Here is a 13,992-nt window from a genome sequence, read left to right as displayed (position 1 = left end):
AAGAGTGATAAAATTCACGAAGACAGGCATACAGGTGATCAAAATGAGCAAAGAGCGGGCGCTGTCCCACAAGATAAAATCCATTCCCAGGTATCTTCAGCATTTGAATGTCAGGCTTAAGGGAGAGCTGCAGGAGCTCGGCCAGTTATCCGCCCTGCTGGATATCATGAACAATGAACGTCTGGATACGTATTTTCAGCCGATTCTGCAGCTGCGTACCGGTCATACAGTCGGACATGAGGTGCTGAACCGTCCTCCGTCCTCAGCCTATTTTCCGACCACAGAGCACTTTTATGAATTTGCCGGGCGGACGGACCAGATGTTCCGCTTTGAGCAGAACTGCCGGAGGATGTCACTGCTGAGGTATATGGAACGGCTGCCTCTGGAGGACCGTGCCAGCGGCACATTAGTCTTCATCAATGTCCATCCTGGGGTGCTGAATGATACGCGCCACAAGAGCGGAGAGACGCTGGCCCTGCTGCAGTCGCTTGGGCTGTCCCCGGAGCGTGTCGTGTTTGAACTGACTGAACGGCAGGCTGTACAGGATTATATCGGCTTTGAAAAGGTGCTGTCCCACTACCGTGAGCAGGGCTTCCGCATAGCAGTTGATGATGCAGGCTCAGGCTATAACAGCCTCAAAACGCTGGTATACCTTAAGCCGGAATTCATTAAGCTGGACAAGTCGCTGATCCGGGGCATCCATGGCTGCCGGGAACAGCAGGAGCTGCTGGAGCTGATCCGGGAGTATGCGGCCCGTTCAGCCACCAAAGTCATTGCAGAAGGCATCGAAACAGCGGAGGAGCTTGTATATCTGCAGAGGGCGGGCATTGAGTTCGGGCAAGGTTATGCGCTGGGCAGGCCGGGGCAGCTTCCGGTACAGGGCAGCTGTCCTGTAGAGCCTATTAAAGCTGCTGGAAGGGGAGCCTATGGCTATGTTTCTTCAAATCGGTGAAATTGCGGAGCAAATCCCGGAGATTTCCCCACATCATAAATGTGAATATGTAGATCAGATTTTCAAAAGCAATCCCCGGCTGCAGGGTGTTTCCGTTACGGAAAACGGGAAAGCCGTAGCCCTGATTATGCGCATCCGCTTTTATCAGCAGATCGGAACGCTGTATGGCTATACGCTGTATATGGGCAGGGCAGTGGAGCTGGTCATGGACCGCAATCCGCTTGTGGTGGACTACAAGACACGGATTACGGAGGTCAGCCGGCTGGCGATGGACAGAAGCGAGGAGAATCTCTACGACTATGTGCTCGTTACGCATGAGGGGCGTTTGTTTGGTGCGGTGAGCGTGCGCGACCTGCTGCTGAACTTTGCCGAGATTCAGGCGGTGGCAGCCAGCTTTCTTAATCCGCTAACCGGCCTGCCGGGCAATCTGAGTATCAATGAATGGATGGTAAAGTCGCTGCTGCAGGATCAATTCAGTGTATTATACATAGATCTTGATCATTTCAAGGCTTATAACGATACGTACGGATTTAAAGAGGGAGACCGGCTGATTCAGGCGGCTGCGGAGATATTGAAGCATTGCGCCCTGCAGCTGGAAGGGTTCCTGGGGCATATCGGCGGGGATGACTTTATTATTTTTATTAACGACTACCAGTTTGAGGACTGCTGCCGGGCCATTATCAGGGAATTTGAGCAGGTTATAAAAGAGTTCTATCATCCGGGCCATCTGGCACAGCAGTATGTTCTGACCGAAGGCCGTTCAGGCGGCATGGAAAAGATTCCGCTGGTCTCGATCTCCGTTGCGGTTGTGACCAACCGTTTCCGGCAGTTTGCTTCAATTGAGGCGTTGTCCGAGGAGGCGGCACGGCTCAAAAAAAGATGCAAGAAGATCAAGGGGAGCAGCTATGTGGATGATTCTGACCTTGCAATGAGCAAAGTGAGCCACTGACTACAGGCCTGATACCGGCCGGTCCGGAGCGGCATGCTTGAACAAGCTGCGTCAATGCGGTAAGATTGACAACAATAAGAGCATGCCCTAGACCCTTCCGGTGGAGAGTGATGATGATGCATGGCAAAGGGTTAGACTGGTGGGGGGCATATGAGCCTTTTCACATCATGCTGAATGACTACAGGGTCGCTGATATTGTCATAACAAGCCACGCGCAGAGCCGCTATGCGGACCGGGTCAGCCGTGAAGGAGATGCCGGTTTAGAGCCCGCTGCTTTTTTGTGGCAATGCCTGAAGCAGAACCGGATCAAGCCGTATCTGCAGAGCAAATACAACGCCTATCTGATCGATGAGGATACCGTTGTGATTGCAGAGTTCAAGGAGCTGGAGGGTGTCACCAGCCTGTCCGGCCGGCCGCTGCACGTGATGGTGATTGTCTCCTTTCTGGGGCGGATCTCGGCGACTCCACAGCTGCGTGATCTGCAGGGCTACTTCTCGCGTCTGCGGAATTCCCGCCGGATGAAGCTGATGAAGAAGCGCCGCAAACGCAGATAGCGCGCAGCAGTACGCAAAAAGGCATGCGGCCGAGGACCGCATGCCTTTTTTATAAAAAGATCGATCTATACAGCATTGAAGGAGTCCTGAATACATGAATTTTCATCAGCTTCATATTTTTTATACGGTATCCGAGCAGGGGAGCTTCTCGGCAGCCGCCCAGCGGCTGCATATGACACAGCCTGCGGTTACGATGCAGGTGCAGGCGCTGGAGGATTATTTTGGCACCAAGCTGTTTGACCGCTCGAGCAAGAAGATCGTGCTCTCGGAAGCGGGACAGGTGCTCCTGCCGTATGCACGGCGGAGCATTCAGCTGATCCGCGAAGCGGATCAGGCCATGTCGGCGTTCACGCATATGCTGGAGGGGCGGCTGCAGCTCGGGGCGAGCCTGACCATCGGCGAATATGTGCTGCCCCGCCTGCTTGGGCCGTTCGGCAAAGATTATCCGAATATCTCTATTAACATGAAGGTTATGAATACCTCACAGATTATCGAGGAGATTCATAAGCATCAGCTGGACTTCGGGCTGGTTGAAGCGCCGGTAGCCCATCCGGCCATGATGCTGGAGCCGGTGATGGGGGATGAGCTGAAGCTGATCGTACCGTGGGGGCATCCGCTGGCCGAGCAGGAGGAGGTTACCCTTGTAGATGCGCTGCAATACCCGTTTGTCCTGCGGGAACAGGGATCGGTACCCGTATTGTGATGGAGGAGCAGCTGCGCGACAAAGGCCTTGATCCGGGAGCCATGAGAATCGTCATGGAGCTGGGCAGTACGGGTGCGGTAAAATCGGCGGTAGAAGCCGGGCTGGGCATCACGATTATCTCTACGTCCTCGGTCAAGCATGAAGTAGCGCTGGGGCTGCTCAAGGTTGTCGATATTACCGATGCCTCCTTCAAGCGGCAGTTCTATGCCATTCATCTGAAGTCAACGCTGCTACCGATCCCGGCAGTCACCTTCCTGACTTATCTGCGTGAGCATAAGGACGACCGGTAGTACAGCAGGGCCCGGCTTGTGGAACAAGACAGGATAAAGCGGGGGAATAGGATATGGGTGTACGGCTGCAGGGAAACAGGGTGATTTTGCGAGATCTGGTTGAAGAGGATCTCCGGACCATTTACTATCACTACTATGAGGCTGAGGATCAGGAGTTTCAGAAGTGGGACGGTCCGTTTTACCCGCTGGAAGAAGAGAGCTTTGAGGAATTTGCAGAGAGCTACCGTGGAGTGCTGGCAGTGACTCGGACCGACAAGCCGCGGTCAAGGCTGGTAATTGAAATAGACGGAACGCTCAAAGGCACGGTCAACAGATACTGGGTATCGGAGGAAACGGACTGGCTCGAGATCGGGATTACTATTTTTGATTCCCGTTATTGGTCAGGCGGCTACGGAACCGAGGCATTCAAAATGTGGATGGCTTATCTGTTTGCTTCACTTGATACTGTCCGCCTTGGCATCGCCACCTGGTCGGGCAACGTACGGATGATGGGACTGGCCGCCAAGTGCGGTATGGCACTGGAGGGGCAGATCCGCAAAGCGCGGATTGTCCGCGGCGAATATTTCGATGCAGTCAAGATGGGAATTCTCCGTGAGGAATGGGATAGCATGAACAGCGTACCTACTTTAGAACAACGGGGTGGCAGAGATGGACAATCAGCAGGATGACATTATGTTAAAAGAAACCGGCCGGACCGGTCTGCTGGGATATGCCGACCTGCATACGCATACGCAGGCTTCGGACGGCATGCAGCCGCCGGCGGAGAATGTACGGATCGCCTTTGATAAAGGGCTGTCGGCCGTAGCCATCACGGACCATGATACGGTCAGCGGTGTTGCGGAAGCGCTGGAGGCAGGACGGAAATACGGCATTACTGTCGTACCGGGAGTAGAGATCAGCACCCGTGCAGAAGGCAAGGAGATACATGTTCTGGGCTATTATATAGACACTGAACAGGAACAGTTTCTCTCCAGGCTGGCAGCCCAGCGGGATACGCGGGCTGCCCGGAACGAAGCGATCCTGGCCAGGCTGCGTGAACTTGGTATTGATATTACACTGGAGCAGGTGCTTGCCAATCTCGGCCGTGCATTGAAGCCCGACGAGAGCATCGGAAGGCCGCATATTGCCGATGAGCTGGTGCGGCTTGGGGCTGCTGCCGACATGCGAGATGCCTTTGATAAATATCTTGCTGAGGGCGCAGCAGCCTATGTATCACCACCGCGCATCACACCGGAGGAAGCCTGTGAATGGATTATTGAAGCAGGCGGAACGCCCGTGCTGGCTCATCCCGGCATTTACGGCGATGATGAGCTGGTGCGGGGCATTATTGCCCGCAGCGGGCTGCGCGGCATCGAAGCGCATCACTCGGATCACAGTCCTGAAGATGCTGCACGTTATACGGCGATGGCACAGCAATACGGGCTGCTGGTTACCGGTGGCTCGGATTTTCACGGTGCGCGCCAGGGTATCATTTTCCATGGCGATCTGGGCAGCGTAAGCGTGCCTGCGGATGTGCTGAAGCAGCTCCGTGATGCTGCAGGTGACCGCAGATAACCTTGAAAGCTGCATCACGAGATCTATGAAACTGTCAGCTGCTCTATTGACTGGAATAGCGTCCAATAGAAAAGCCGAACCGCAGGAAGTTTTCCTTCCCGCAGTTCGGCTTGTTTTGGTTTAGGCAGGTTCAGCTTCTCAGCGTATTCGGCAGGCTTCTAATCCGTTCTTCATCAGGCGTAACAAACAGCGTCTTCTGATGGTCATAAATGACGAAGCCCGGCTTCGCACCGCTTGGCTTGCGGACATGGCGGATCAGGGTGCAATCAACCGGAACGCTGCTCGACTGCTTGGCCTGGCTGTAATAAGCGGCCAGCTGTGCCGCTTCCTCCAGGGTGGCATCCCCAAACGCCTCACTGCGGATCACGACGTGCGAGCCGGGAATGTCCTTGGTATGCAGCCAGGTGTCATTAGGCGAGGCCAGGCGGTTCGTGACATATTCGTTCTGCAGGTTGTTCTTGCCGACATAAATATCCACGCCCTCGGATGAGGTATAGACCTGGACGGTCGGCCGGGTAGCCTTCTTCTTCTTTTTACCCTTTTTGCTGCGGTCTCGCAGATAGCCCTGGCTGACCAGCTCATCGCGGATTTCCTCAATATCGTTAAGCGAGGCATGGGCAAGCTGCTGCAGCAGCGTCTCCATGTAGGTGATCTCTTCATGTGTCTTGGCCTGCTGCTCTTCTATCACAAGCAGGCTGTTCTTATACTTGTTGTATTTCTTGAAATAACGCTGCGCATTGTCCGACGGAGTGAGCAGCGGATCAAGCGGAATCGTGATTTCTGCCTGATTGTCATCGTAATAGTTCACCAGCCGGGCTTCCTTGTCGCCCTTGGACACGGTATGCAGGGAGGCAAAAAGCAGCTCTCCCCAGATCCGGTACTGGTCCGCATCATCCGCTTCCTCCAGATCCTTCTGCAGCTTGGCCAGCTTCTTCACATTCTTGCTCCGCTCGTTGGTAAGAAAGCGTATCAGGTCGGCGACCCGCTGCTTGACTGTATCACGTTCTGCCTTATCCCCGTAATATTCCTCCAGGCAGCTGCTGATCGTGCTGTAATGCCGGACCTCTTCGCCCAGTAAAGTCAGAGGAATGGCGGAAAAGACCGGCTTACCCTTGGCATTATTGCCGGAAACCGGAGCGAACCGGAGCTCTCTTACAGGCTTCATTACGGAATCAAATGCTGACCACAGCTTTTCAGGGGCCTCCGGATTCTGCGGTACATAATCCTTACCTGCTCTGTACAGAATTTCTCCGGCGATCAGAGGGCTTATCCCGCTGAAAGCATGTACGATCCAGCCCCCAGGGTCTGCTGAAGGAGCAGGTCCGCCGCTTCCGTCCTGCACCGGTCCTTCCAGCGACCGCAGCAGCCCGGCTATATCTCCTTCGATCATGTCCTCAGGGTCAGCCTTTTCTTCGCTTTCGCCCAGCAGTGCGGCTTCCTCAGCGTCTGCCATCAGCTTGATGAATGCCTCTTCGCCGACCTCCAGCGGATTCAGCTTATGCTGCTGCGGCGGCTCGGTGTAAGCGGCCCCCGGCATTACAACCCGGTAGCTGCTGATTGACGGGGTCACATGATGGATGCCGTCAATGATCGTGCCGCTGGCAAGATCGGTAAGAATGATGTTGCTGTGGCGGCCCATCAGTTCGATGATCAGCTGTTTGGCCGAGACATCGCCAAGCTCGTCACGGGTCCGGATATTGATATGGATGATCCGCTCCATGCCGACCTGGGCAATGCTCTCAATGGTTCCGCCTTCACAATGCTTGCGCAGCAGCATGCAGAACATCGGCGCCTCCGCCGGATTAACGCTGCTGCGTTCGCTCAGGTGCAGGCGGGGATAGGTCGGGTTCGCAGACAGCAGCAGCTTGCCCCCGCCTCCCGCCCCGCGCAGGATGAAAATAAGATCGTGTGTGCTGGGCTGATATATTTTGCCGACACGCGCACCGATAAAGGCCTGAAGCTCGTGCACGATCGCTTTGGTAACAATACCGTCTAATGCCATGATAAAAGCTCTCCTGTCGCAAAATGATTAAGTGCTACTCCCTATGATGCCATACTTTAACACATTCGCGCAAAAGGGAAAGCAGACGGGCAGTGATATTTTGGGACGACCATGAATACACTTGGTCATGAACAGGTGGAAAAGCTGTGCGCCGCCGGAAGTCAAGAAACGACCGGGAGGGGAAAGAAACGATATGGAACAAAAAAGCTGGCACCGGCTCGGTGCAGAGGAGCTGCAGAAGCTGTTCGGCGTTCAGCCGGGAGCGGGCCTGAGCGCAGAGGCAGCTGAGGAAAGACGCAAGGAGAGCGGGTTCAACGAACTGTCGGAGGGAAAAAAATCTCGCCGCTGACCCTGCTGCTTAACCAGTTCAAGGATTTTATGGTGCTGGTGCTGATGGGGGCAACGCTGGTATCCGGCCTGCTGGGCGAGTACCTCGATGCCATTACGATTGTCGCCATTATCCTGCTTAACGGGGTGCTTGGCTTTGTGCAGGAATTCAGGGCCGAGCGTTCACTGCGGGCGCTGAAACAGCTGTCGGCTCCTAATGCCAAAGTTTTGCGCGGAGGCAGGCAGGAGCTTATCCCGGCCAGAATGCTGGTTCCCGGTGACATCGTCCTGCTGGAGAGCGGTGACCGTGTTCCGGCCGATGTCCGCTGGCTGGAATGCAGTGCGCTGTATGCTGAAGAATCGGCGCTGACCGGCGAATCGCTGCCTGTATCGAAGCATGCCGATGCCATTTCTGCTGCCGAGCTGCCGCTTGGCGACCAGAAAAATATCGGATTTATGGGCACGATGATTACCCGCGGCACAGGTAAAGCTGTTGTTGTCCGCACCGGTATGGATACGGAGATGGGGAAAATTGCCGATCTGATCCAGAACACCGAATCGCAGGAAACTCCGCTGCAGCACCGTCTGGAGCAGCTGGGGAAAATTCTGATTTATGTTTCGCTGGGTCTCACCATAGTTGTAGTGCTTGCCGGTATCCTGCACGGGCAGCCTGCAGCAGCAATGTTCCTTGCTGGCGTGAGCCTTGCCGTAGCCGCTATCCCCGAAGGGCTGCCGGCGATCGTGACGATTGCGCTCGCGCTGGGCGTACAGCGGATGATCAAACGCAAAGCCATCGTCCGTAAGCTGCCTTCAGTAGAGACTTTGGGCTGTGCATCAGTGATCTGCTCTGACAAGACAGGCACGCTGACCCAGAACAAAATGACGGTTACTCGGGTCTGGAACGCAGGACGGATTCTGGAGGTGACCGGTGAGGGCTATGCCCCTTCCGGACAGATTCTGCAGAAGGGCAGACCGGTTGATCTGAAAAATGATCAGAATCTGCGGCGCATGCTGCAGATCGGAGCACTCTGCAGCAATGCCGAGATTGTTGAAACCTTCCAGGGCGAGCTGCGCGGCAAACGCAAAGGTAAGGAAAAGGGTGAATCTGCGGATAAACCGCTGAGCAGCCAGCCCGTGTGGGAACTGAAGGGTGATCCGACGGAGGGTGCGTTGGTAGCCCTATCCGCCAAAATGGGCCTGACTGCACAGTCGCTCGCAGTAACCTATACAAGGGAACAGGAATTCCCGTTTGATTCGGAACGCAAGCTGATGTCTGTTGTCGTCAGCCATCCGGGCGGGCGGATGATCTGCACCAAGGGTGCGCCGGACGTTCTGCTGAACAGCTGCACTTATATGCTGTGGGAAGGCGCGGTTGTGCCCTGCACGCCGACGCTGCGGCAGAAGGTGCTTGAAGCGAACGAGGAGATGGCTTCCGGCGCCCTGCGGGTGCTTGGTATGGCCTACCGGGATCTTCGCTCCGGTGAGGCCGCCGGCAGTGAGAAGGAAGCGGAAAGCCAGCTCGTTTTTGCCGGACTGGCCGGCATGATCGACCCTCCGCGGCGTGAAGTGCGCGATGCGATCAGTGTAACCCGCCGGGCGGGAATCAAGACCGTAATGATTACCGGCGATCATGGTACAACCGCAGAAGCGATTGCCCACCAGCTAGGTATTCTGCAGCGCGGCGGAACCGTGCTGACAGGCACACAGCTCAGCCGTATGGATGACGACGAGCTGGATAAGGTGTCCGATAATGTGCATGTCTACGCGCGTGTATCTCCTGAGCACAAGCTGCGGATCGTCAAATCGCTGCAGCGGCGCGGCCATGTGGTTGCCATGACCGGTGACGGCGTCAATGACGCTCCCGCGATCAAAGCGGCAGACATCGGCATTTCCATGGGAATTACCGGTACCGACGTTACAAAGGAAGCCTCGGCGCTGGTGCTCGGCGATGATAATTTCTCGACGATTGTTGCCGCAATTGAGGAAGGGCGGAATATTTACGAGAATATCCGCAAATTTATCCGTTATCTGCTGGCCTCCAATGTCGGCGAGATCCTCACCATGTTCTTCGCTATGATGCTCGGCCTGCCGCTTCCGCTGGTGCCGATCCAGATCCTGTGGGTTAACCTGGTAACCGACGGCCTGCCTGCAATGGCTCTCGGGGTTGACCAGCCGGAGAAGGATCTGATGGAGCACAAGCCGCGCGGGGCCAAGGAAAATATATTTGCCCGCCGCCTGGGCTGGAAGATTATCAGCCGCGGCCTGCTGATCGGGCTCTGCACACTCGGCGCCTTCTGGCTGACCCTGCGTACCGCTCCGGGCAGTGCGGAGCAGCTGATCCGCGCACAGTCTGTAGCCTTCGCAACGCTGGTCATGGCCCAGCTGATCCATGTGTTTGACTGCCGCAGCTCGCGCTCAGTGTTCCACCGCAACCCGCTGCAGAATAAAGCGCTGGTGCTGGCTGTCCTGTCGTCAGTGGTGCTTATGCTGCTCGTCATGTACCTGCCGGTGCTGCAGCCGGTCTTCAAGACCGTGCCGCTGAACTTCCGGGAATGGTGCCTGGTATTCGTAAGCGCAGGCATCCCGACTTTCCTGATGGGAGCAGGCAGCGTATGGGGCGGCAAAAAGAACCGCAGCAAGAGCGGCGGCCGTCCGGTGATGAAAAGTACAAAAATTTCAGCATAAAATCAATAGCATTGTCCCCGCTCCTTGAGGTATGCTTGGTTCACATGTGAATGCTAACAAACCTTTTAGGAGTGGACCTTTCGATGGAATTTACAAAAATGCACGGTCTTGGCAATGACTTTATTATCGTATTCGGCGAGCAGGAGCTGCCGGCTAATGCTGCAGAGCTGGCGGTGAAGCTGTGCAACCGGTACTTTGGAATCGGTGCCGACGGGCTTGTATACATTCTGCCGTCCGAACGGGGCGACTATATGATGCGTATTATGAACTCGGACGGCTCGGAAGCTGAACAATGCGGCAACGCCATCCGCTGTGTCTCCAAGTACGTCTATGAGCACGGGCTGGTAGAGTCGGATGAAATTGTGATCGAAACCATCGGCGCAGGCGAGCAGAAGGTATCGCTACAGGTGAAGGACGGTGTGGTTGAATCCGTAACGGTGGATATGGGTGAGCCGGTATTGTCCGGCACACAGATTCCGGTAGCTATCGATGCCGAGCCGGTACTGGATCAGCCGATTGAGACAGATGGCACGGAGTTTAAGTTTACGGCCGTTTCGATGGGTAATCCTCACTGTGTAATTTATGTGGATGATGCTGTGAATTTTGACCTGTCAACCTGGGGGCCGAAGCTGGAGGTTCATCCGCTGTTCCCTAGAAAGGTCAATGTGGAGTTTGCAACCGTCCGAGACCGCGGACATGTGGACATGCGGGTCTGGGAACGCGGTGCAGGTCCTACCCTGGCCTGCGGTACTGGAGCCTGTGCAACGCTGGTATCGTCTGTGCTGAATAATCTGACAGACCGCTCCGCGGTAATCAGCCTTAAAGGCGGAGATCTGTTCATCGAATGGAATGAACAGGATAATCATGTGTATATGACCGGTCCGGCTCAGGTGGTCTATACAGGTTCTGTAGAAGTGTAATCAGGCCGGGTGCAGCCCGTAATAACACTGCAGCCAGCGAATAGAAGGATGTCCGGTAAGCCTGACGGCTTGCGGACATCCTTTTTTTATGCAGTCAGATGGTTCTTTTACGTTTCTATCCCGCCGCATAGCCGAATAATGGCAGGAAGAACCGCGAATAATAGGAACCATTATCAGAAGGGGGGAGTCCGATGAGCAGCAGGCGGCGGAGCATGGACAGCCAGGCGGTGGCAGCCGGTGTGACGGGCAGAAACGGCAGAACATCGGGATTAACGGGAGATCTGGACGAGACGATCCGGAATATCCGGACCGAGCTCGGGGAAAGCCCGGATCTTAAAGTGCGCAGACTCCAGATCGGCGGAGCGCGCAGCTTCCAGGCAGCTGCAATTCATATCAGCGGTCTGGCGGACCCGTCTGCCGTCAATGAATTTGTAATCGGCTCACTCCTGGCGGAGCCGCAGAAGCTCCCGGAAGATACAGCAAATCCTGCCATGGTTCAAGCAGTGCTGCTGGACGGTATTCTGGAGCTGGGGGATGCTGAGGTCACAGAGGGCTGGAATGATCTGCTACTGGCTGTACTGTCTGGAGATACGGCTGTTCTCATCGAGGGCTGCATGAGTGCGGTTCTCTGCGATACCAAGGGCGGGGAAAAGCGCTCCGTAGAGGAGCCATCCTCCCAGATGGTTGTACGCGGGCCAAAAGACGGGTTCGTGGAATCTGTCGCCACTAACATATCCCTGATCCGCAGACGGATCAAATCACCGAAGCTGAGGCTGGAATATACGAGAATCGGCACCGAAACACAGACGCATATAGCTATGCTCTATATGAAGGAAATAGCAGGTGAGGATCTGGTGGAGGAGGTCCGGAGCCGGCTGAACAAAATATCGATGGACGAGGTACTGGAATCGGGATTCATCGAAGAGCTGATCCAGGACAAGACCTTTACCCCGTTTCCGACCATTTATAACTCTGAGCGCCCTGACGTTGCTGCAGGTAATCTGCTCGAAGGCAGGGTGGTCATCATTATTGACGGAACCCCGTTTGCGCTGATTATGCCTGCGGTGTTCACCCAATTTTTCCAGTCCGCCGAAGACTATTCGCAGCGTTTTGACATTGCCATCCTTATGCGGATAGTCCGGTATGTCAGTTTTATAGTGCTGTTGCTCGGCCCGTCAGTGTATATCGCCTTGACCACCTATCACTATGAAATGATTCCGACTACCCTGCTTATTAATCTGCTCTCACAGCGGGAGACCGTGCCGTTCCCGGCCTTTGTTGAAGCGCTGCTGATGGAGGGGGCTTTTGAAATCCTGCGTGAAGCCGGTGTACGGATGCCGCGTGTCATTGGACAGACCGTATCGGTTGTAGGGGCACTGATTCTTGGATCAGCTGTAGTGGAAGCAGGCATTATAACACCTATTATGGTTATCGTTGTTGCCCTGACAGGAATTGCGAGCTTTGCTATCCCGGCCTATAACATGGCGATCGCAGGGCGGATCATCCGTTTCGGATTTCTGCTGCTGGGCGGGATGTTCGGCTTCTACGGCATTACGCTCGGCCTGATTGTGCTGGTGGCGCATATGAACAGCCTGCGTTCCTTCGGTATTCCTTATTTATCGCCGTTCGTGCCGTTGTCTGTAAAAGGGCAGAAGGACACCCTTCTCCGCCTGCCGCTCTGGCTAATGAAGCCCGGCAAATCACCGGAGCAGCTCAGGAAGGAAATGCCGGCTTACAAACGGGTGACGACCGGCCATGAAGCTGCGCTGGCGCCGCTTATACGCAATAACGATGCTGCCGGCAGGCAGGAGGATAGGGAGGATGGGCGAGATGAAGAAAAGTAGCTTTTCTTTGGCTTTGCTTATTACGGTCCAACTGGTCATTCCCCTGGTGCTGGCCGGATGCTGGGACAGCGTCGAGCTTAACCGCCGGGCAATCGTGTCGGGTGTCGCCATAGACCGGGGTGAGGGGGAGGCAGAAAAATTTGTCCTCTCCTTCCAGGTCATTGTCGCCGACGAAATTTCCGGAGAAAACGCCCGCGGCATTTCACCGGTGGCCTTGTATACAGGCAAGGGCCATACGATGTATGAGGCGCTGGCTAATGCTTCGCGCCAGACGGCACGCTTTCTCTCGCTGGGCCATGTCCGTGTTCTGGTTATATCCGAAAAGCTGGCCAGGGAAGGAATTAAGGATTTGCTGGACGTACTTGAACGGGAGAGCGACACCCGGCTTACCAGTCTGATTTTTATTGCCAAAAATCAGCCTGCCAGAGACATAATGTCCACCATGACCGTTTTTAGCAAAATTCCTGCCAATGATCTGGTAGAGAAGCTGGATACGACCTCCAAGCATTTCGGTTATAACTACCGGATGGAGGTTGACGATGTAATCAGGGGCATCCAGCTCAGGGGCGGGGGACCGGTGATTAACGGTGTTATTACTGACGGCAGCCGTGAAGCAGCGGATACAAATGATAATATGAAAACCATTGCCCCGCATGCTGTGCTCAAAGTAACGGAGCTCGCCGCTTTCAAGGATGACAGGCTGGTGGGCTGGCTAAAGGGGGACGCTGCGCTGGCGACAGCGCTTTTGCACAATAAAATCAAAGGCTATCCCGCGGTGATCCGTTATCCCGGTGCCGGCTTTCTTGCCTTTAATGTATACCAGTCCCAGCTTGAAGTGGGGGTAAAGGCAGCAGATCCGGAGCATCCGGTTTTTACTGTAAAAATCAGCCAGCAGGCTTCAATCAAGGAAAGCCCGAACAGCCTGGACCTGACTTCCCCTAAGACACTTCAGAATCTTTCCCCCGTGCTCATAGAGGACACCGCCGAGAAAATCAAGGCAGCCATAGAGACGGCAAAAAAATACAAAAGTGATTATATCGGGTTTGGACTGGCAATGGAGCGGAGAGACCCGCAGGGCTGGAAAAAGGTAAGGGATCACTGGGAGGATGTCTTTGCGGCCTGTGAATATCAGATTGAGGCCGATGCAGTCATCAGGCATACCGACATGCGCAGCAACTCATTTCAGGTAAATCCGTAGAGTGGTGGAGGATC

9 protein-coding genes and 2 pseudogenes are annotated in these 13,992 nt (G+C 55.1%); 10 read left to right on the top strand and 1 reads right to left on the bottom strand.

The genetic code is table 11. The features are described 5' to 3' along the window. Positions 1-43 precede the first annotated feature (43 nt). The 6 genes and pseudogenes from AWJ19_RS23570 (at position 44) to AWJ19_RS23545 (ending at position 5,002) form a co-directional block, all read left to right on the top strand. Positions 44-952: an EAL domain-containing protein gene (locus AWJ19_RS23570; protein ID WP_068727621.1), complete on the top strand. Its 909-nt coding sequence runs from the start codon at positions 44-46 to the stop codon at positions 950-952. Beyond that, positions 933-1,901: a GGDEF domain-containing protein gene (locus tag AWJ19_RS23565; protein WP_068727552.1), complete on the top strand. Its 969-nt coding sequence runs from the start codon at positions 933-935 to the stop codon at positions 1,899-1,901. Before AWJ19_RS23570 ends, AWJ19_RS23565 begins: the two co-directional genes overlap by 20 nt. Positions 1,902-2,017: 116 nt before the next feature. Then, positions 2,018-2,455 (top strand): hypothetical protein, encoded by a 438-nt coding sequence (locus AWJ19_RS23560; RefSeq protein WP_068727619.1) that lies wholly within the window; start codon positions 2,018-2,020, stop codon positions 2,453-2,455. Between the two features lie 94 nt (positions 2,456-2,549). Then, positions 2,550-3,448 (top strand): annotated as a pseudogene (locus AWJ19_RS23555) (selenium metabolism-associated LysR family transcriptional regulator). A 53-nt stretch (positions 3,449-3,501) separates the two neighbouring features. After that, entirely contained in the window at positions 3,502-4,116 is a 615-nt protein-coding gene (locus AWJ19_RS23550) for a GNAT family protein (RefSeq protein ID WP_068727550.1), read from the top strand. A gap of 4 nt (positions 4,117-4,120) precedes the next feature. Then, positions 4,121-5,002: a PHP domain-containing protein gene (locus tag AWJ19_RS23545; protein ID WP_068727618.1), complete on the top strand. Its 882-nt coding sequence runs from the start codon at positions 4,121-4,123 to the stop codon at positions 5,000-5,002. Positions 5,003-5,132: 130 nt separating this feature from the next. On the opposite strand, the gene AWJ19_RS23540 is transcribed toward AWJ19_RS23545, so the two are convergent. Continuing rightward, positions 5,133-7,004: an NFACT RNA binding domain-containing protein gene (locus AWJ19_RS23540; protein ID WP_068727548.1), complete on the bottom strand. Its 1,872-nt coding sequence runs from the start codon at positions 7,002-7,004 to the stop codon at positions 5,133-5,135. Between the two features lie 193 nt (positions 7,005-7,197). Here AWJ19_RS23540 and AWJ19_RS23535 point away from each other — a divergent pair. From AWJ19_RS23535 to AWJ19_RS23520, 4 genes and pseudogenes are all read left to right on the top strand, one after another. Further along, positions 7,198-10,016 (top strand): annotated as a pseudogene (locus tag AWJ19_RS23535) (calcium-translocating P-type ATPase, SERCA-type). A gap of 83 nt (positions 10,017-10,099) precedes the next feature. Continuing rightward, the gene (dapF, locus tag AWJ19_RS23530) at positions 10,100-10,936 is read left to right on the top strand and encodes a diaminopimelate epimerase (RefSeq protein WP_068727546.1); all 837 of its coding nucleotides are present in this window, start codon (positions 10,100-10,102) and stop codon (positions 10,934-10,936) included. A gap of 191 nt (positions 10,937-11,127) precedes the next feature. Beyond that, entirely contained in the window at positions 11,128-12,780 is a 1,653-nt protein-coding gene (locus AWJ19_RS23525; protein WP_068727544.1) for a spore germination protein, read from the top strand. Beyond that, positions 12,767-13,978, top strand: coding sequence for a Ger(x)C family spore germination protein (locus AWJ19_RS23520; RefSeq protein ID WP_157890078.1), 1,212 nt, complete (start codon positions 12,767-12,769; stop codon positions 13,976-13,978). The genes AWJ19_RS23525 and AWJ19_RS23520 overlap by 14 nt, the downstream gene beginning before the upstream one ends. Positions 13,979-13,992: the final 14 nt, after the last annotated feature.

The organism is Paenibacillus sp. DMB5 (genome assembly GCF_001517085.1).
GTDB lineage: Bacteria > Bacillota > Bacilli > Paenibacillales > Paenibacillaceae > Paenibacillus_AQ.
Note: the sequence above shows the minus strand (reverse complement) of the source record. Positions and strands in the feature narration are given on the sequence as shown.